16 protein-coding genes and 1 pseudogene are annotated in these 20,364 nt (G+C 42.9%); 2 read left to right on the top strand and 15 right to left on the bottom strand.

Annotated elements, in window-relative coordinates; all coding sequences use genetic code 11:
* Window positions 1–2 precede the first annotated feature (2 nt).
* From pknB to LC040_05085, 12 genes and pseudogenes are all read right to left on the bottom strand, one after another.
* Window positions 3–2,093 (bottom strand): Stk1 family PASTA domain-containing Ser/Thr kinase, encoded by a 2,091-nt coding sequence (gene pknB, locus LC040_05140; GenBank protein ID WLR52295.1) that lies wholly within the window; start codon window positions 2,091–2,093, stop codon window positions 3–5.
* Between the two features lie 6 nt (window positions 2,094–2,099).
* Window positions 2,100–2,855 carry a Stp1/IreP family PP2C-type Ser/Thr phosphatase gene (locus LC040_05135; GenBank protein ID WLR52294.1) on the bottom strand — a complete coding sequence of 252 codons (756 nt, stop codon included), beginning with the start codon at window positions 2,853–2,855 and terminating at the stop codon, window positions 2,100–2,102.
* A 6-nt stretch (window positions 2,856–2,861) separates the two neighbouring features.
* Window positions 2,862–3,953 (bottom strand): 23S rRNA (adenine(2503)-C(2))-methyltransferase RlmN, encoded by a 1,092-nt coding sequence (gene rlmN / locus LC040_05130; protein WLR52293.1) that lies wholly within the window; start codon window positions 3,951–3,953, stop codon window positions 2,862–2,864.
* 5 nt (window positions 3,954–3,958) lie between these two features.
* Window positions 3,959–5,299, bottom strand: coding sequence for a 16S rRNA (cytosine(967)-C(5))-methyltransferase RsmB (gene rsmB / locus LC040_05125; GenBank protein WLR52292.1), 1,341 nt, complete (start codon window positions 5,297–5,299; stop codon window positions 3,959–3,961).
* On the bottom strand, window positions 5,289–6,245 hold the full coding sequence (gene fmt / locus LC040_05120) for a methionyl-tRNA formyltransferase (GenBank protein WLR52291.1): 957 nt from the start codon (window positions 6,243–6,245) through the stop codon (window positions 5,289–5,291). The genes rsmB and fmt overlap by 11 nt, the downstream gene beginning before the upstream one ends.
* A gap of 52 nt (window positions 6,246–6,297) precedes the next feature.
* Window positions 6,298–8,712, bottom strand: a complete 2,415-nt coding sequence (gene priA / locus LC040_05115; protein WLR52290.1) for a primosomal protein N' — start codon at window positions 8,710–8,712, stop codon at window positions 6,298–6,300.
* Window positions 8,687–9,917, bottom strand: a pseudogene (coaBC, locus tag LC040_05110) (bifunctional phosphopantothenoylcysteine decarboxylase/phosphopantothenate--cysteine ligase CoaBC). Before coaBC ends, priA begins: the two are co-directional and overlap by 26 nt.
* 320 nt (window positions 9,918–10,237) lie before the next feature.
* Entirely contained in the window at window positions 10,238–10,447 is a 210-nt protein-coding gene (rpoZ, locus tag LC040_05105; GenBank protein WLR52289.1) for a DNA-directed RNA polymerase subunit omega, read from the bottom strand.
* A 4-nt stretch (window positions 10,448–10,451) separates the two neighbouring features.
* Window positions 10,452–11,063 (bottom strand): guanylate kinase, encoded by a 612-nt coding sequence (gene gmk, locus LC040_05100; protein ID WLR53197.1) that lies wholly within the window; start codon window positions 11,061–11,063, stop codon window positions 10,452–10,454.
* Between the two features lie 11 nt (window positions 11,064–11,074).
* Entirely contained in the window at window positions 11,075–11,338 is a 264-nt protein-coding gene (locus LC040_05095; protein WLR52288.1) for a DUF370 domain-containing protein, read from the bottom strand.
* 87 nt (window positions 11,339–11,425) lie between these two features.
* Window positions 11,426–12,307, bottom strand: a complete 882-nt coding sequence (locus LC040_05090) for a YicC/YloC family endoribonuclease (protein WLR52287.1) — start codon at window positions 12,305–12,307, stop codon at window positions 11,426–11,428.
* Window positions 12,308–12,503: 196 nt separating this feature from the next.
* On the bottom strand, window positions 12,504–15,185 hold the full coding sequence (locus LC040_05085) for a cation-translocating P-type ATPase (GenBank protein ID WLR52286.1): 2,682 nt from the start codon (window positions 15,183–15,185) through the stop codon (window positions 12,504–12,506).
* A 110-nt stretch (window positions 15,186–15,295) separates the two neighbouring features.
* Here LC040_05085 and LC040_05080 point away from each other — a divergent pair, with 110 nt between their 5' ends.
* Together LC040_05080 and LC040_05075 are read left to right on the top strand one after the other, a co-directional pair.
* On the top strand, window positions 15,296–16,324 hold the full coding sequence (locus LC040_05080; protein ID WLR52285.1) for an NFACT family protein: 1,029 nt from the start codon (window positions 15,296–15,298) through the stop codon (window positions 16,322–16,324).
* Window positions 16,209–17,006, top strand: a complete 798-nt coding sequence (locus LC040_05075) for an NFACT family protein (protein WLR52284.1) — start codon at window positions 16,209–16,211, stop codon at window positions 17,004–17,006. The genes LC040_05080 and LC040_05075 overlap by 116 nt, the downstream gene beginning before the upstream one ends.
* Window positions 17,007–17,041: 35 nt before the next feature.
* On the opposite strand, the gene LC040_05070 is transcribed toward LC040_05075, so the two are convergent.
* From LC040_05070 to LC040_05060, 3 genes are all read right to left on the bottom strand, one after another.
* On the bottom strand, window positions 17,042–17,692 hold the full coding sequence (locus tag LC040_05070) for a methyltransferase domain-containing protein (protein WLR52283.1): 651 nt from the start codon (window positions 17,690–17,692) through the stop codon (window positions 17,042–17,044).
* 114 nt (window positions 17,693–17,806) lie between these two features.
* Window positions 17,807–19,720, bottom strand: coding sequence for an oligoendopeptidase F (pepF, locus tag LC040_05065; GenBank protein WLR52282.1), 1,914 nt, complete (start codon window positions 19,718–19,720; stop codon window positions 17,807–17,809).
* Window positions 19,721–19,895: 175 nt separating this feature from the next.
* Window positions 19,896–20,351: a hypothetical protein gene (locus LC040_05060; protein ID WLR52281.1), complete on the bottom strand. Its 456-nt coding sequence runs from the start codon at window positions 20,349–20,351 to the stop codon at window positions 19,896–19,898.
* Window positions 20,352–20,364: the final 13 nt, after the last annotated feature.

Raw genomic sequence — 20,364 nt, 5'->3', positions numbered from 1 at the left:
AATCATTCTTCTTGTGGCTGCTCTTCTGGTGCCTGCTCTGTTTCAGATGGTGAACTTTGTTTTTCTTCACCTTCGTTTTGGTTTTGATTTTGCTCCTGCTCTTGCTTAGGAGCTGGTTCTGTATTTTGTTCGGCACTCTGCACGGCACTATATTTTACACTATTTCCTTCAAAAAAACTTCCGTTCACATAAATCTTATAAGATGCTTCACCTTTATATGGAACTTGAACATCGAAAGAAATGGCTTTTGATTCTGTCATATATTCTGTTAGGGCAACGTCTTCAATGTTATTGTCCACATCCTTGATGTAAACGTCAATACGTTGTTTTTCTTCAGGGGCCTCGCTGTCATAAGGAATAACCTTCGTGACAGTTGTAGTCTTTGGACTCGGTCCTTTCGAGAGAGTCAAATCAACTGTGGCTCCTTTTTTCACTTCCGTATTCGCACTTGGTGTTTGACTTATGACATGGCCTTCAGCGACTTCCTCAGAGTATTGTCGATCAACCTTCCCGATTGTCAAACCATTTTCCTTTGCAAATTGGTTAGCTTTCTCTTCCGTCCAGCCATTCATATCCGGGATGCTTACTTTCGGCCCTTCACTAATTTCAAAGATGACAACTGTTTCTTCAAGCTCATCTGGGCTGATTTTCTCGCCAGGTGTCGGCTGACGTTGAGTGACAATTTGATTTTCTGGTAAATCGCTTTCAACAGAAATTGTAATTAAGTTTTTCTCAACATTAATTCCTTTTAAACGCAAATCCCGTTTCGCTTCTTCTAGATCACGGCCGACATAATCTTCAAATTCGACTTTTTCTTTTCCAAGGCTTTCAAATAACGTCACTTCAAATCCTTTTTTCACGGTAAAGCCAGCAGCTGGTTCCGTTCGTATTGCATGGTCCTCTGGTATACTTTGATGAACCTGCTTTTCCGTTTTCACTTGAAGCCCAGCATTTTGAAGCATTGTAACAGCCTCTGTTGCATCTTTTCCTTTCACATCAGGAATTTCAACCTGTTCTTCTTCAAACATTGAAGGAAGTGTAAAAGCGGCTACAGCGCCTCCAATAAGCAAAATGGCTAACAGAACCGTAAGCCATACCCAACGCTTTTCCTTTTTCTTCTTTGGTTTCTTGACTTCATTTGATGGCTTTTCTTGAGTTTGGTGAACAATGGTTTCCTCATGCGTCCCTTCCTGCGGCAAATCTGTTACAACTGGAATGGCTTTTGTTTGCTCATCATCGTCAGGCAGAACAAATTTCGGCTCATTTAACCGTTCAGGTTGAAGGGCTGTCTTCAAATCTTCTTGCATTTCTTCAGTGCTTTCATAGCGGTGAAACGGGTCTTTCGCGGTTGCTTTCAAAATAATATTCTCTACACTCTGCGGGATTTGGTCATTCCATCTTCGTGGTGAAGGTGTTTCAGATTGCAAATGCTTGAGAGCAATCGAAACCGCTGATTCTCCTGAAAACGGAAGTCTGCCTGTAAGCAGTTCAAACATAACGACTCCAAGTGAATAGATGTCTGATTTTTTATTGGCCATTCCACCTCTAGCCTGCTCCGGTGATAAATAATGCACAGAGCCGAGCACAGAGTTTGTCTGGGTAATGGATGTTGCACTTAGCGCCATCGCAATCCCGAAATCAGTTATTTTCACGTTCCCATGGTCATCAATTAAAATATTATGCGGCTTAATATCACGGTGTACGATTTGGTTTTCATGGGCGTGTTGAATGGCAGACGTCATTTGCTGCATAATATGAAGGCTGTCTTCGATCGAAAAAGCACCACGTTGCTGAATCGATTGTTTCAAGGTTGTCCCATCCACGTACTCCATCACCATAAAATAGATGCCGTCTTCTTCCCCGACATCATAAATATTTACGATATTTGGATGCGATAAACTTGTTGCAGCTTGTGCTTCGCGATGGAAACGTTCAATAAACTCTTCATTATCTGCAAAATCAGGCCGCAGCACTTTCACGGCAACTTCCCGATTTAAAATGTCATCATACGCCAAATAGACATGTGCCATACCTCCGCCGCCGATCATCCGTTCAATATGATACCGACCGCTTAAACGTTTACCTGTGAGCAATGCACATCACTCGCTTCCCTGTTCCCTTCTAAGATGCTGGACAACTGCAACGGTAATGTTGTCTTCACCGCCGCCATCATTTGCTTTGTTGGTTAATTGTGCCGCTTGCTCTTCAATTGAAAGATCTGCTGATAAAACATCAGCAATTTCTTCGTCACTCACTTTGTTTGTAAGTCCGTCAGAACAAAGTAAAAGGTAATCCCCTTCTTCCCATGTGACCGTTTTACTATCAACCTTCACATGCGCTTCTGTCCCAAGGGCACGCATTAGAACATTTTTGCGTGGATGATGCTCTGCGTCTTCTTGCGAAATTTGCCCTGAACGGACAAGTTCATTTACGAGCGAATGATCACTTGTCACTTGTGAAAACCCGTTGTTATTTTTTATGTAACAGCGGCTGTCACCAATATGGGCAACCACTGCAAATTCTCCACAGCACAGCGCAGAAACGATCGTTGTCCCCATACCTTTGCACTCATCATGAGCTTGAGAATATTGAAATAACGACGTGTTGACGTCTTCAATGGCAGTTTTCAACCACTCTTCTGCTTCTGCCACACCTGGGAATTCTTCAATTTTTTCCCATTCTTGAACAAGCTGTTTCACAGCCATACTGCTTGCTACATCACCAGCCTGATGTCCACCCATTCCATCAGCTACAAGCGCAAGACAAGTGCCAGCAGCTGTATTAAAAAATACGCCGCCGGCATCTTCATTGTGCGCTCTCACTTTTCCCCTGTCGCTTTCAAACGCTGCTATCAATTCAAGTCACCTCGTCTCTTCTTCGCGCTCCTTCGCGCGCAATTGCCCACACGCAGCATCAATGTCAGACCCTTGCTCACGTCTGATTGTTGCATTAATACCACGCTTTTTGAGAATTCGTTCAAACTCAAAAATTTGTTCACGCGGTGTTCGGACATAATCACGTTCAGGCACATAGTTAACAGGAATTAAATTGACGTGACATTTCAAATCTTTAATTAAATCTGCCAGTTCTTCTGCATGTTCTGCTTGGTCATTTACACCGCCAAACAATCCATATTCAAATGTAACACGACGTCCAGTTTTGTCTACGTAATAACGGATCGAATCCATTAATTCAGGCAGCTTATACGCCTTGTTAATTGGCATTAAACGTGTACGTAGTTCAGAGTTAGGCGCATGTAGAGAAAGGGCAAAGTTAATTTGCATTCCTTCATTCGCAAAGTCATAAATACGTGGAATAATCCCGCTTGTGGAAACGGTAATATGGCGTGCACCAATATTAATTCCTTTGTCGTCGTTAATGATTCGTAGGAAAGACATCATGCTGTCATAGTTATCAAATGGCTCACCTATTCCCATAATAACGACTGAGCTGACACGCTCGTCCATTTCATCTAATGCCTGCTGTACTTTGACAACTTGTGCGACAATCTCACCAGCTTCTAAGTTTCGCTTCAGACCACCAAGTGTTGAAGCACAGAAGTTACACCCGATCCGACAGCCGACTTGTGTTGTGACACAAACAGAGTTGCCGTAATCATGGCGCATGAGGACCGTTTCAATTGAATAACCGTCTTTCATTTCAAATAAAAACTTAATCGTACCATCTGTTGCGGTCTGCTGAATAATTGTTTTTAACGTCGTAATCTCAAACTCATTCGACAAACGGTCGCGTAATCCTTTTGATAAGTTTGTCATTTCCTCAAAGCTTGTTACACGCTTTTGATACAACCATTCAAAGATCTGGGTTGCACGAAATTTTGGTTCGCCCCATTCTTTTAACTTCTCCTGCATTTCATGAAATTGCAGGGTGTAAATTGAGGGTTTATGTTCAATCTGCTTATCATTTTTGCTTGAGCGCAGCTGTTGTTCCATGATGTTTACACCTTCTTTCGTAATGTTGCAATGAAAAAGCCGTCACTATCATATTCATGCGGGAAAATTTGTACGTTCCCTTCACCGCATTTCGTTTGTAACATACGCGGCATCCGTTCTGAAAGTGTAACGTCTCGTTCAAAGTTGTCGTTTTGCTGCAAAAATGCATCGACGACGTTGTCGTTCTCTTCTGTATCGATTGTACACGTACTATAGACGAGCAGTCCACCCGGCTTCACAAGTTGACTAGCCGCACGTAAAATTGACTGCTGGATTTCAGCAAGTCTACAAACATCTTCGCCTGTTTTTGAATATTTTATATCAGGCTTTCGACGCATTACCCCAAAGCCGCTGCAAGGCGCATCGACTAACACACGATCAAACGTTTCACCAGCCAATTTTTCATCTAAATGACGGCTGTCTGCTTGCATCGCGTCTACATTTTCTAAGCCGAGGCGTGCAGCCTGCTGTGCAATCAGCTTGACTTTATGCTCGTGAAGGTCGACAGATAGTACTCTACCTTCCCCTTGTAGACGTTCGGCAATATGCGTTGTCTTTCCTCCTGGTGCAGCACATGCATCAAGCACTGTTTGTCCTGGAGCTATATCAAGTGCTCGTGCCACAAGCATGGAGCTTTCATCTTGAATGCTGACAATCCCTTCTTTAAAAAGGCTTGTTTTTGCGATGCTTCCAGCCTTCACAACGATTGCATCTTCTGAAAGCTTTCCTTTTTCAGCTTCGATACCTTCATCCTTTAACATGTCCAGCACTTCTTCAACCTTTGCCTTTTGCACATTCACGCGAGCCGTATTAAGCGGTGCTTCTAAATTACGCTCACACATCTTCCTCGTTGTTTCTTCACCGTATTGCTTCACCCATTTTTCAACGAGCCAGCGCGGATGACTTGTTGCAACACTGATTCGCTCGACTGGGTCTAGTATGTCTTCCACGCTTGGTACACCGTTTCGCTGAATGCTTCGTAATACTCCATTCACCATTCCGGAGATCCCTTTGTGACCGCGCTTTTTAGCAATTTCCACTGCTTCATGAATGACGGCACGGTCTGGAATTCGATCTAAATAGACCATTTGATAGACCGACAAACGCAGCAAATTGCGCACCCATGATTGGACTTTATTCGCTTTTTTTACAAAAGGCTTTAAATAGTAATCCAACGTAAGCTTCCGTTGAATGGTGCCGTAGACGATTTCGGTAAGCAGTGGGGCATCCTTGCTGTCGAGCCCTGATTTTTCGATCGCTTGGTTTAATAATAAGTTGCTATAGCTTTGATTCTTTTCGATTTTTTCAAGAATCTCTAAGCTGACATTCCGTACATTATTTTTCATTGTCATCTCCTAATTTCATTCCTACTTCAAGGTGAGAACCTGCACCACGCAAATAATCTTTTGCGCTCATTCGCTTCTTGCCAGCTGGCTGAAGTTCTGTTACCTTAATTGCTGTTTCATTACCTGTTGCGACAATGAAACCATCTTCCTCTAATTGAACGATCTCCCCTGGTGCAGCTTCCTTTGAAGCATGGGCTTTTTCAGCTCCCCATACCTTCATCACTTTTCCTTCAAGTGTTGTAAAAGCGGCAGGCCATGGTCGTAAGCCACGCACGTGATTGTAGATCGTTTCACCCTGGTTTGTCCAATCGATCTTTTCTTGTTCACGTTTTATGTTCCATGCAAATGTAACATCCGCTTCATTTTGCGGCTTTGGTTCAAGCTTATTTTCAAGCAAAAGTGGAATCGTTTCACTCAATAAGGCTGACCCTGCTTCACTTAGTTTGTCATGCAGGCTGCCGACATCATCTGTTTCCGTAATCGGTACTTCCACTTGTGACAGCATATCACCCGCGTCAAGCTTTTCAACCATATACATAATCGTAACGCCTGATTTCTCATGTCCTTCAAGGATCGCATAGTGAATCGGCGCCCCGCCACGCAGCTTCGGAAGCAGTGAAGCGTGAACGTTAATACAGCCAAACTTCGGCGCTTCCAGCAGCTCTTTCGGTAAAATTTGACCGAATGCCGCCGTAACAATTAAGTCAGGTTCATAATCAAGCACTTGTTGTAATTCGCTTGCTTCACGAATTTTCTCAGGCTGCAGAACAGGTATGTGATGTTTTTCTGCCTCGACTTTCACAGGAGGAGGCGTCATCACACGCTTTCGTCCTTTCGGGCGGTCAGGCTGTGTGACAACGGCAGCGACCTCATAGCCGTCTTCAATGATTTTTTGCAGTACAGGTACAGCAAAGTCAGGTGTTCCCATAAAAACAATCTTCGTCATTCTTCAACCATCCTTTATCTAGTTCGCTTCTTTCTATATAAAAACATCATCGCTACATCATGACATACGGATTCATATCAATTGAAATATGCAAATCAGTCCTGTTCATCTCCTGCTTGTACGTTTCCATTACAGTATGCAATGCTTCAAGCAGTTGTGGTTCGCTTTTGTATTTTATCATGCATTGATAACGATATCTATCCTTCACCCTTGCAATCGCTGAAGCAACAGGGCCGAGAACAACCGCTTGTTCGGAAAGCTGCTGTTTCACATAAGCTGTAATCTTCTCTGTCACACCTGCTGCTTTTGTCACTTCTGGATGTGAGACGGTTATTAATGTAATGAAGTAAAACGGCGGATATTGAGCACGCTTTCGAAGCATCATTTCTTGCTGATAGAAGGTTTCATAATCATGCTCAGCAGCAGAGGTAACACTATAATGTTCAGGCGTATACGTTTGGATGACGACTTCACCAGGCAACTCATGCCGCCCTGCTCGTCCGCTGACTTGGGTAATAAGCTGAAAGGTTTTTTCTGACGAACGAAAGTCAGGAATATGAAGCATCGCATCTGCTGCTAATACGCCGACAAGTGTAACATTTGGAAAATCAAGTCCTTTTGCAATCATTTGGGTGCCAAGTAAAATATCAGCCTGCTTATTCCCAAACGCTGTCAACAGCTTTTCATGCGCACCTTTCTTTCTCGTTGTATCGACATCCATTCGAATCACACGTGCTTCTGGAAGTACTTTCGTTAACTCTTCCTCCACCTTCTGCGTACCTGTTCCGAAGAAACGAATATGTTCACTGCCGCATTCAGGGCAGCTGTTTGGCATCGGCATTTCATATGAGCAATAATGACACTTTAACTGATGACCACGCTTATGATAGGTCATCGAAATATCACAGTGCGGACACTCAACGACATAACCGCAATCACGGCAAATGACAAATGTGGAAAAGCCTCTGCGATTTAAGAAAATCACGGACTGCTCTCCACGTTCCAGCCGCTTTTGCAGCTGTTCAAACAACAGCGTTGAAAACATCGAACGATTCCCTTTGTGAAGTTCCTCACGCATATCGACAATGTCAACAGCTGGCATCGCTTTCGCGTGAATGCGCTCACTAAGCGGCAGTAATTGATAGACTCCCTTTTTCGCACGTGCAAAGGATTCTAGTGATGGTGTTGCACTGCCGAGAACTACTGGGCAATGATGATACTTTCCTCGATAGATAGCAGCATCCCTTGCATGATAACGCGGATTTTCTTCTTGCTTATAGCTTGATTCATGCTCTTCATCAATAATAATAATCCCTAAGTTTTCAAACGGGGCAAAGATCGCTGAGCGTGCGCCAACCGCTACTTTCACTTCTTTACGCAAAATCTTGCGCCATTCATCATATTTTTCCCCTGCTGAAAGCGCGCTGTGAAGAACCGCCACATCGTTGCCGAACCGCCCTTTGAACCGCTCTACCATCATTGGGGTAAGTGAAATTTCAGGAACGAGAACAATCGCTTCTTTTCCTTGCTGAAGGACTGCTTCAATGGATTGGAGATAGACCTCTGTTTTTCCGCTTCCCGTCACACCATACATCAAAAAGGCATCATGCTTCTCTTCGTTAATCGTTTTCAGGAGCGGGTCTAATGCCTGCTGCTGTTGAGCTGTTAAGGCAAGTGGTTCTGTTTTCTTGAAGTGCCGTTTATCATACGGATCACGATAAACTTCCTGTTGCTTCTCGAATAAGACTCCTTTTTCAATTAACGATTTCACTGGTGAATCTGTTGTCTGAAGTGTTTTTAATAAATCTTGCATTTGAATCGGTTCATGGTTGTTTAAAAAGTAATCTACTACTTGAATTTGCTTTTTCGCTTGATTTGAAAGAGTTTCCTTTACCTTTTGAAGTTCGTCAATAGAAGACGGTACAATCATGCGAACTGTTTTCTTTCGCGTATGTGCTTTTGTTTGATAGACAATTTCAAGCAAACCATCTCGAACCGCTTGCTGCACACTGCCTACTGAACCATTCTGCCTTTCAATTTCCTTCCAACTCACTTCACGTCGTTGATGAAAAAATCGCTTGAGTGGCTCTGGTATCCTTTCAACATCTGTTCCGTCAGTGAGCGTGACAATTTTTTCATATTTTGATTTCATTGCTGCAGGGAGCATGGCTTGAAAAGCAGAAATACGAAAACAAAGGGTTTCTTCAGCAAGCCAGAAACCCATTTGTAGGAGCTCTTCATTCAGAACAGGTGTGACGTCGAGAAATGTTTCAACCTCTTTAAGCTTCTTCACATCTGTTTGGTCTGTAACTGCCACAATGAAGCCTTGCAGCTTACGCGGGCCAAAGGAAACGATCACACGCATCCCCGGCTTTGCTGCTTGCTCCCATTGGGCTGGGATTAAATAATCAAATGCTCGGTCTGTTTGATTTGATGCAACATCAACGATTACCTTCGCGATTTTCATATTCCACGTCCTCTAAATATTGTGCGGCTTCTTGTAGAATCATCGCGCCAGCTTTCTCTTTCGTTAATAGCGGAAACTCCTTCTTACTGCCGTCACGATGAAAGATTGTAATAATATTTGTGTCGTGAGCAAACCCTGCACCTGCTTGACTGACATTATTGGCTACAATCATATCCGCATTTTTTGTTTTTAGCTTTTTCATCGCATATTCGTCCATTCGGTCTGTCTCTGCGGCAAATCCGATCAACACTTGGTTGTCCTTCGTTTCACCGAGTGTTTTCAAAATATCGATGGTCCGTTCCATTTCAAATACTAATGGTCCGTCCTTCTTCTTCATCTTCCAAGCGTGCGTTTCCTTCGGACGGTAATCAGCTACTGCAGCAGCTTTGACAATAATATCTGCTGCTGAAGCATGGCTCATCACCGCTTCGTACATCTGTTGAGCTGTTTCCACTTGGATCGTCGTTACATTTTGTGGCGGTGTCAAATTCGTCGGCCCCGAGACAAGTGTCACTTGGGCACCAAGCTTCTCTGCAGCTTTCGCAACTGCATAACCCATTTTCCCCCGAGGAACGGTTGGAAAAGAAACGAACAGGATCGACATTTTCCCTAGTTGGTCCAGCTGTTATTAAAATTGTCCGTCCTTCAAGCAGCTTTGCAGATTCATCCTGGAAAAACTCACTAACAAGGGCGGTAATTTTTTCTGGTTCTTCGAGTCTTCCTTTGCCAACATAACCGCATGCTAAATAGCCTTCACTCGGTTCGATAAATTGACAGCCGCGCTCGTACAATAACGCAATATTACGCTGAACAGCAGGATGGTCATACATATGCACATTCATTGCCGGCGCTACCCAGACAGGTGCGGTCGTAGCCAGCAGTGTGGTCGTAATCATGTCATCTGCAATCCCATTCGCTAACTTTCCAATTACATTTGCAGTCGCTGGTGCAATTAACACAAGGTCGGCCCAATCCGCTAAATCAATATGGGCAATGCCTGATGGGTCTTTCTCATCGAAAGTATCCGTATAAACAGGCTGACGTGAAAGTGCTTGAAACGTTAAAGGTGTGACAAACTTTTGCGCCGACTCACTCATAATAACTTTCACTTCAAAGCCAGCCTGTGTTAATTTACTGACAAGTGCTGCACCTTTATAGACTGCAATACCTCCTGACACACATAATAAAATGCGTTTTCCCTTCATAGCCTTTTTCCCTCTCTTCTTTTTTTAAGGCTGTGTTAAAGAATAATGTTCATTTTTTCATTGTTGATTGTAGCAGAAGGCGCCGACTCCTGCGGGAATAGCGGGACAGGCGAGACCTCGCAGGAGCATTTGCGACGAGGAGGCTCTATTTATAAGGAACCTCTGCTAAAGTCGCCACGTCCTGTGGCAACGCAGACGCCAGCACATCCTGTGCAAGTGCGGAAAGCGTGCGCCTGCAGCGGAAATCAACAGTCACGTTTAACAGAGCCTTTTTTTAAAAAAATAACAACCTACAGGAAATAGGTTGTTATTTTCGGAGCTTATTCATCGTCTTTGTCTCTGTGGTAAAAAAGCATGCCTTGGTCGATTTCTTCTAGTGCTACACCAACACTTTTTTGCGAAATTGTTTTACTTATCATCGGCTTGCTTCCTTCGTTTTGAATTTCACGAGCACGCCTTGCAGAAACTGTGACAAGCGTATACTTAGAATTAATTTTATTCATCAGTTCGTCAATAGAAGGGTTTAACATATCCTTATTCTACCTCCAGCAATTTGCGATATTGTTCTTCTACGCGTGTACGACGGCAATGTTCTGCTTGCACAATGGCTTGCACACGCTGAACGGCTCTGTCGATTTGGTCGTTTACTACTACATAATCATATGCATTCATCATCTCAATTTCAACCTTTGCAGCAGATAAACGATTATTTACTAGATCTTCTGTTTCTGTGCCGCGGCCAAGAATGCGGTTTTTCAACTCTTCAAGACTAGGTGGAATTAAGAAAATAAAGACCGCTTCAGGAAAAGCATTCTTTACTTGCATTGCACCTTGTACTTCAATCTCAAGGAAAACATCCTGACCTCTCTCTAACGTTTCCTCTACGTAATCGATTGGCGTACCGTAGTAGTTCCCTACATATTCGGCCCATTCAAGCAATTTATTTTCACGAATCAGTTGTTCAAATGTTTCGCGGGATTTGAAGAAATAATCAACACCATCCACTTCTCCTTCTCGCGGCGCTCTTGTTGTCATCGAAATGGAATATTGAAGATGTGTATCATTTTCAAATAGTGCTTTTCGGACTGTCCCTTTTCCAACACCAGAAGGCCCGGAAAGGACATATAAAATCCCTCTTTCTTTAATCATACCTGCCATTACCCCTCTTCAGAAATCTCTTCTTTATTTACTAGACGTTGTGCGACAGTTTCAGGCTGAACAGCTGAGAGAATGACATGGTCACTATCTGCAATAATAACAGCGCGTGTTCTTCTTCCGTATGTTGCGTCAATCAGCATATTTCGGTCGCGTGCTTCCGTAATAATTCGTTTAATTGGAGCGGATTCTGGGCTGACAATGGAAATGATGCGATTTGCTGAAACAATGTTGCCAAACCCAATGTTTACTAATTTAATCGCCATAGTGATAATCCTCCTAAATTACAGAATCTAGTATACCCGTGAATTTATGAAAATATAACGCTAGAAAATGAAAGAGACGCTCGCTCGCTATTCAATGTTTTGCACTTGTTCTTTAATCTTCTCAAGCGTACTCTTCATCTCAACAACTTGCTGACTAATCGCAACATCGTTTGCTTTTGCGCCAATTGTATTCATTTCTCGGTTCATTTCCTGACAGAGGAAGTCTAGTTTCCTGCCGACAGAACCGTCTGTGGAAAATGTCGTACGGAATTGATGAAGATGACTCTTAAGCCTCGTCAATTCTTCTGCTATGTCTGCTTTATCAGCAAAGATCGCCACCTCTGTTAATATGCGACCTTCGTCCATCTCAATTGTTCCTGCGAGGAAATCCTCGACTTTTTTGAGCAGCTTTTCGCGATATTTACTTTCGACCTGCTCAGCATATGTAAAAAGCTCGCATACGATTGAATCAATTGTTTTCAATCGGCTATTCATATCTTCGGCAAGTGATTCGCCTTCCCTTTTGCGCATAGCTGCTAATCCTTCAACAGCCTGGCGGGTCGCCTCTAAAAAAGGCTCTTCCAGTTCTTCAATGCCTTCTTCCTTTTCATTGACAACGAACAAATCTGGAAAACTAATGAAGCGGTCGATTGCGATTTCGCCGGAAAGATTATATTTTTTCTGCGCTTCAATTAACGCAGCGTGGAACTGATCGGCAAGCTGCCAGTCCACTTCAAGATCCTTTGTGGTGACACCTTCACCTTCGATTGTCACAAAAATATCAACCCTGCCACGTTGCACGTATTCTTTTACAATACGTTTCATCTTGTCTTCAAACATCATAAACTGCCGCGGCATACGGACTGATATTTCACAAAAACGATGGTTAACTGATTTCATTTCCACCGTCACGGTTAGTTTTTCAGTTTGGGTTTTATGTCTTCCATAACCTGTCATACTTACAATCATCTTATCACATCCACTATTCTATTCTATATAATTTTAACAACTTCAACAAGTATCGAAAAGCAATCTGAATAAATTCGCCTTTTTTTGTAGAAAAATGCGCGTTTATTCGTTCTCACCTATCTATTTGCACGATATCAGTCCACAACAGGTGTGCCACCGGAATTCTTCCCTTTTTATAACAAAGAAAAACGCTAGATTATGATCCAGCGTTTTTCCTTTGAAACAATCCTTTCGCAAAGACAAATGTCGGAATACCAGCAAGTGCTAAGATAAGCATCCAATCACGCCCGTGAAGCGGCACGGTCTTAAAAATCGGCTGCAGCGGTGGATAATAGATGACACAAAGCATTAACAGGACAGACGAAATAACCGCAAAGACGAGATAAAGATTACCGAATGGATTGCGATGATAGACAGAATGATCACTCCGACAGTCGAACACATGAATTAACTGGGCCATTACAAGTGTTGCAAATGCGGCTGTCTGCGCATAGATAAGCTCGTTTTCTCCACCGCGGTAGACAAGGATAAAGACAAGCAACGTAACTAAGCCGATTAAGAAACCGCGACTTAATATTTTCCAGCCTAACCCACGTGCGAATACCCCTTCTTTCGGATGACGAGGCCTGCGCTGCATCACATCTCCTTCAGGCTTATCCATCCCAAGCGCCATCGCTGGCAGACCGTCTGTTACTAGGTTAACCCAAAGAATTTGAATCGGTACGAGTGGCAGCGGTAAATGCATCATCATCGCAAACAGCATTACTAGTATTTCCCCGACATTTGAAGCCAGTAAATAACGAATGAACTTACGGATATTTTCATAGATATTGCGCCCTTCTTTAATAGCGGCTTTAATTGTTGCAAAGTTATCATCAAGCAGAACAAGGGCTGATGCTTCTTTTGCAACATCTGTTCCAGTGGTGCCCATCGCAATTCCAATATCAGCTGCTTTAATGGCAGGAGCATCATTGACCCCATCACCTGTCATAGCAGCAATATGGCCTCTTTGCTGAAGGGCTTGCACAATTTTCAGCTTATGTTCGGGTGACACACGGGCGAACACATACACATCATCCACAACATCCTCTAACTCTTCTACACTTAATTGAGAGAGCTCATAGCCATCCATCACACGGCCATTTGGCGGCAGTAAATCTAAGGATTTCGCAACGGCTTGGGCTGTAATGGCATGGTCACCTGTAATCATAACCGTCTTAATTCCCGCTTCACGGCATTCACGAATCGCATCCTTTACTTCAGGGCGCGGCGGGTCGATCATTCCAAACAACCCGACAAGAATAAATTGCCGCTCCACTTCTTCTTGAGTATAGGATTCTTTCTTTTGAAGCGGTCGGAACCCAACGGCAATCGTGCGTAACGCATGACTTGCCATTTCTTCAACGGCACCTTCAAACGCCCGGCGTACTTTTGGTCGCATGGACTGTTTTCGGTCGTTCCATAGCGCCCATTCACTTTGCTTTAATAGAACATCTGGTGCCCCTTTTGTAATCACATACCGCTCACCTTGTGTATCTTCTACAATCATACTCATCATTTTTCGTTTTGAATCAAATGGAAACTCCTGTACGATGCGGTATTGTTCGAGTAAGGCATCACGGCTTAAGCCTGCTTTCATAGCTGCGACCGTCAAAGCCCCTTCTGTTGGGTCGCCGTCTAGAACAAACTCCCCGTCTTTTTCAACGATGTCTGCATGATTGACCATTAAGCCAAACGTAAGAAGCTGTTGTAACGAACGTTCTTCATGCGGTGAACATTCTTTTTCCCCATCAAAAAAGCCTCCTGTCGGTTCATAACCTGTACCACCGACACTCCAGCGTTTACCTGATGCATAAATCGTTGTCACCGTCATTTTATTTTGGGTCATCGTTCCTGTCTTATCTGAACAAATTACAGATGCACAGCCTAGTGTTTCAACAGCTGAGAGCCTGCGTACAATCGCTTTTTGCTTAATCATTCGTTGAACGCCAAGTGATAAGGCAACTGTTACAATCGCCGGCAAACCTTCTGGGATTGCCGCCACCGCAAGCGACACACCAGCTAAGAACATTTTATACATATCATGACCTTGCATAATTCCAAGCACGACAACGAGGACGGTTAACCCTAACGCACACATAATTAAAATTTTCCCAAGCTGTGCGAGCTTGCGTTGAAGCGGCGTCGTTTGAATAGGTGCTGTTTGCAGTAGGTGGGCGATTTGCCCCATCGCTGTGTTCATGCCTGTTCCAACAACGATACCGACACCACTTCCTCGTGTTACAAGCGTTCCCATAAACGCCACATTCGCCTGGTCGCCTAAGCCAATCTCAGTACCTTGAATTATTTCTGTCTGCTTAGCAGACGGTACGGACTCACCAGTTAACGCAGATTCTTCAATTTCCAAGCCATCTGCTTGAATAATACGAACATCAGCGCCAATCCGGCTGCCGCTTGAAAACTTCACCACATCCCCTGGCACAAGCTCCTGTGAGGACACTTTCATCCATTCCCCATCACGGAGTACACTTGTTTGTGGTGCTGATAACTCTTTTAACGCATCAAGTGACTTTTCTGCACGACGTTCTTGAAAAAAGCCGAGAACAGCATTCAAAATAATAATCGCCAGAATTGCTGCTGCATCGACGTACTCACCAAGCAGCCCTGAAATGACAGTTGCTGCAATTAAGACAAGAACCATGAAGTCTTGAAATTGTGCAAGAAAAAGAGCAATGGCAGATGTTTTCTTTGCTTCTTCAAGCTGATTAAATCCAAACTTATTAAGCCTTTGCTCAGCTTCTTTCGTTGAAAGACCTGCCTTTCGATTCGTATGGACCGCTTTTTCAACTGACGCTGTGTCAAGTTCATACCATTTCATTGTCACACCCCACATCTTTTTTTCACGAACATGTTGGACATCCTCTAAGGCATTCTTATTCAGACAAGCTGGAAAAAATGCTATACTATGTACACTGTGAGGTGAATTTTATGTCTTTTGACGGAATTGTAACGAAAGCAATGACAGAAGAATTGAACGAAGCACTTATAGGAGGCAAAATCGGAAAAATCTATCAACCAAATCATTATGATTTAATTTTAAATGTGCGTGTTAAAGGAACGAAGCAGCAGCTTATTTTGTCTGCTCACCCAACCTATTCGCGCGTTCACATCACAAATGAATCATATACAAACCCTGATCAACCGCCTATGTTCTGTATGGTAATGCGTAAACATCTTGAAGGCGGTGTGATTGATAACATACGGCAAATCGATATGGACCGAATTATCGTGATCGATGTTCGCTCACGAAACGAAATCGGTGATGAAGCACCAAAGCAATTAATCATCGAAATTATGGGCCGACACAGCAATATCATTCTTATTGACCCGCAGAAGGAAAATGTGATTGAAAGCATTAAACACATTACACCTGCAGTGAGCCGTGAGCGGACCGTCATGCCTGGTTCAGTCTATGAACCGCCCCCGCAGCAGCATAAGTTGAATCCTTTTGAAGCAGATGAAGCAGCCTTTCTTCGTAAGCTGGATTTTAATGCAGGGAAAGTTGATATGCAGATCGTTAACAGCTTTGCTGGGATTTCCCCTCTGTTTGCAAAAGAAACTGTGCAACAAGCAGGGCTTGTAAACCGAACAAGCTTGCCGAAGACCTTCTTTGAGCTGATTGACCGTGTGCGGACAGGTAAAATTACACCGCAAATTATTTATACTGAAAGAAAGGAATTTTTCTATGTTCTGCCGCTTACACACTTACAAGGTGAAGCGAAAACCTTTGATTCAATCAGCGCCATGCTTGACCGCTTCTATTTCGGAAAAGCAGACCGCGACCGCATTAAACAGCAGGCAAATGACTTAGAAAAGTTCATTCGCAACGAGAAGAAGAAGAATGAAAAGAAAATTAAGAAGCTGGAACAAACGTGGGAAGACTCAAAAAAAAGCGGACACCTACCAGCTATATGGCGAACTGCTAACTGCTCATATCTATGCAGTGAACCGTGGTGATAAAGAGGTAGAAGTCGTTAATTATTATGATGAAAACGGCGGAACAGTCACCATTCCGCTTAACCCACAAAAAAGCCCGTCAGACAATGCACAAAACTACTTTCAAAAATATAATAAGCTGAAAAAAGCAGCAGTCGTCGTCGAAGAACAAATCGAAAAAGCAAAAGAAGAAATTCGGTATTTCGATGCTTTAATTCAACAAGTCGAATCTGCTTCATGGAAAGATATTGAGGAAATTCGCGAAGAGCTTGTCGAAGAAGGATACTTAAAGCGAAAGTCGGCTGATAAAAAGAAAAAGAAGAAAAAACAAATCGAGCTTGAGCATTATGTCTCCACTGACGGAACAGACATCTATGTCGGCAAAAACAATAAGCAAAATGAATATTTAACGAACCGTTATGCAAACAGAATGGATACATGGCTGCATACAAAGGATATTCCTGGCTCACACGTCGTTATTCGTGACAGTGAACCGAGCGAACAAACATTGCTAGAAGCTGCCAACATTGCGGCGTACTTCAGTAAAGCAAAACAGTCCAGCTCTGTGCCTGTTGATTACACGGCTGTTAAGCATGTGAAAAAGCCAAACGGCGCAAAGCCTGGCTTTGTTATCTATGACAATCAAACGACTCTCTTTATCACACCTGATGAAGATTTAATCTTACAATTAAAGAAAGCATAAGAGAAACGGCTGTCACGCTAGACAGCCGTTTCGTCTTATACATGCACTTCAGTAACAATGCCGATATTATGATAAACAAGCTGATTCGTGACGTCTTTGGCGCCTAGTTTGAGCCACAGCTTTTTCAAATCTTCTTCATCATAACGGTGCCGACGTTCTGAGACTTTGGCCCACTGCCGTAGTGTTTGTTCCTCAAATTCGCCAAAATCACCTTTCTTACACATCTCATCTGCAAGCTCCTCTGTTAAATAAACAGACGGATTTAATGTGAAAATTCGCCCACCGCTTTTCGTAACACGCAGCATCTCGACCATTGCCTCGGTCGGGTCAGGCAATAAGAACAGCACACATGTTGCAAATGATAAATCAAATGCTTCATCTTCATACGGAAGCTGACACGCATCTCCAACACAGAGGTCTGCTTTCTCGGCAACTGCTGCCATCACTTCCCGAGCGCTGTTAACCATCCCTTCTGACAGGTCAATTCCAGAAAGTTTTTCAGCTTCCTCAGCTCCGCGCATAAGTAAACGCCCTGTGCCGCAGCCGACATCTAACACACATAGCCCTCCCCAGCTTCCACTCACTTGTTTTAATTCTTGATGAATACCGCCAAGCCAGCTTGTTTGTACCATTCCATCAAAGAAATCCACTAATTGATCGAATTCTTCCCCCGTCATTTTCCGCATTTTTTCACAACCTTCATCTTTTTTCGATGATACTTGCTTTCCACTTCTTCCTGTAAAAATCCTGCTTTAACAAAAAAATCGCAAGCCGCTTCGATGAAGCAGCTTGCATTCGTTTTATTCCTCTTCTAATAGTTTTTCCATTTCATCAAGCGTATCTTCAAACACTTTCATTGCATCTTCAATCGGCTTTTCAGTTGACATATCTACCCCTGCAGCTTTCAATACTTCAATTGGTGAGGCTGAATTTCCTGCAGAAAGGAATTCATTTTGAATACGGTCCACTGCAGGCTGGCCTTCTTCAAATACTTGTTTTGAAAGAGCAGCAGAAGCCGCAAAGCTTGTCGCATATTGATAGACGTAGAAATTATAGTAGAAATGCGGCACACGCGCCCATTCCATCGCAATTTCTTCATCTGAAATCATCACGTCACCATAATATTTTTTATTAATGTCACGGTAAATTGTCTTAAGTGCTTCTGCGTTAAGTGAATCGCCGGCCGCTTCTTTCTCATGAATGACCTTCTCGAACTCAGCAAACTGTGTTTGGCGGAAAAGTGTACCGCGGAAATTTTCTAAGTATTGATTTAGCAAATACAGCTTTTCTTCTTTCGTACTCGCGTTTTTGTACATGTTTTGGAACAAGAGTGCTTCATTTAATGTTGAAGCTACTTCAGCTGTAAAGATCGGGTAATTTGATGTCATATACGGCTGCTTGTTGTTTGTATAGTAGGAATGCATCGCATGGCCAAGTTCATGTGCAATCGTGTAGACATCGTTTAATGTCCCTTGATAGTTCAACAGAACATACGGGTGTGTATCAAATGCTCCCCATTGATATGCACCTGAACGCTTATCAGCTGTTGAATAGACATCAATCCATCCGCCACTAAATGCTTCATCCAATGCCTTGCTATAGTCACTTCCCATTGGCTTTAGCCCAGTTTGAACCATTTCTTGCGCTTCACTGTATGGAATATACCCTTGGTCATAATCGACAACAGGTGTATAAATGTCATACATATGTAATTCGTCCACACCGAGTAATTTCTTCTTCAATTCCATATAGCGGTGCAAGAGCGGCAGATGTTCATTCACCGTATCCACTAAGTTCTCATACACATCAACCGGAACATTATTTGCCGATAATGATGCTTCCATTGCACTGTCATAATTTCGAAGGTCTGCATGAATGTTATTTGCTTTCACGTCCCCACTTAACATTTCAGCAAATGTATCCTGATACTGCTCCATCGTATGATAGTACGCATTAAAGGCCGCTTTGCGAACTTCCCTGTTGTCACTTTCCATATAGGAAATAAAATTTGCACGTGTTAATTGGACGTCTTTTCCGTTTTCATCTTTAATTTTCGGGAATTGAATATTTGTCATCAATGCTCCGAAAACGCTTTCAGGATTATTAGCCAATGGCGACATTTTCGCTAATACCTGCTCCATTTCTTTTGAAAGTGTATGTTCTTTTTCACGGAGGATATCGCGAATAAACATCCGGTAAGGAGCCATTTCTGTATCTTCTAATGCTTTTTCAAGCTTTTTCTCCTTCATAGACGAAATCTCTGGAGCGAACCAAGATGTTTTTTCACTTACAAGTGTGGAAATATTTTCTGCGCGGTCTGCAAGCTCTTGTCGTTCTGGATTTGTGGAATTAACATCAAAGCCCATCAGCGCATAGACATAGACTTTGTCATGAAGCCTCATCATTTCACTATACGCCTTTAAGGCTGCCTCAAGCTTACTTGATTTTTTTAAAGTTCCTTGGTACTGTGTAAAACTTTCTGCCATCGCTTTCAGCTTCTTCACATCAGCTTCCCAAGCGGATTTGCTTTCGTAGATGTGACCCAGCTTCCACTTTAATTCAGCTGGAATCTCCTCACGTGTTTCGTAGGACGGCTTTTGTACTTCATCCTGTGCAGCTTGTACTACCGCTGGGTTTAACGGTATACCTGGTGAAGCAATAACAGAGGCCGCAATTGTGGCTGCTGTTAATGAAGAAAGAATGGTTTTCTTCATCTTTTCCTCTCCTTTCTTATTCTACCAAAATGTACTAACACATGAGTTAATATTATCAGAAAAGTACCAATATTCAATATCACTATTGGATTATTCTTTTAGTAAAATGATTTAGTCATATTGTTTCACAAATTCTGTCATCTATTAATTAAGTAACGCGAACAAGCAAAAAAGCTTAACATTGGATCTCTGAATGGTTCTTCATCGCATTTTTCATCCTTTGCAGCATATACCCAATCCCTTTGCATCCTTTTAACGGATAACAAAAATCGATATTTGAAAAGTTTCGTTCGACAACGCGGTGATATTTTTTCCCACCAAGCACAACGAGTTGATCATACTGAGCAAGCCCTTTTTCAGAGATTTGGCGCTGTAGCTGTTCGTCTGAAATAATGTTCGCTTTGGACATTGAAAAAGATACATTATAATTTTCTGATATAGTATCATCCGGAAATAAAAACCCATGCTTCGCCGATAAAATCACCCACTCCCCGATAAACTGCTCGGCATACGCACGGGTTGTTTGATGAAAAGAACTACTATACACATCCTTCGCTTGCTGTGGTCCTAGGTTAGGATATTTATCCCATATCTTTGCCGCTCCGCACGGTAAAATGGCCAGTCGCTTCATGTTAGTATCTCCT

It is taken from the genome of Bacillus tianshenii (assembly GCA_020524525.2).
Lineage (GTDB): Bacteria > Bacillota > Bacilli > Bacillales > Bacillaceae_N > Bacillus_AV.
This window is presented reverse-complemented; position numbering and strand designations above follow the sequence as displayed.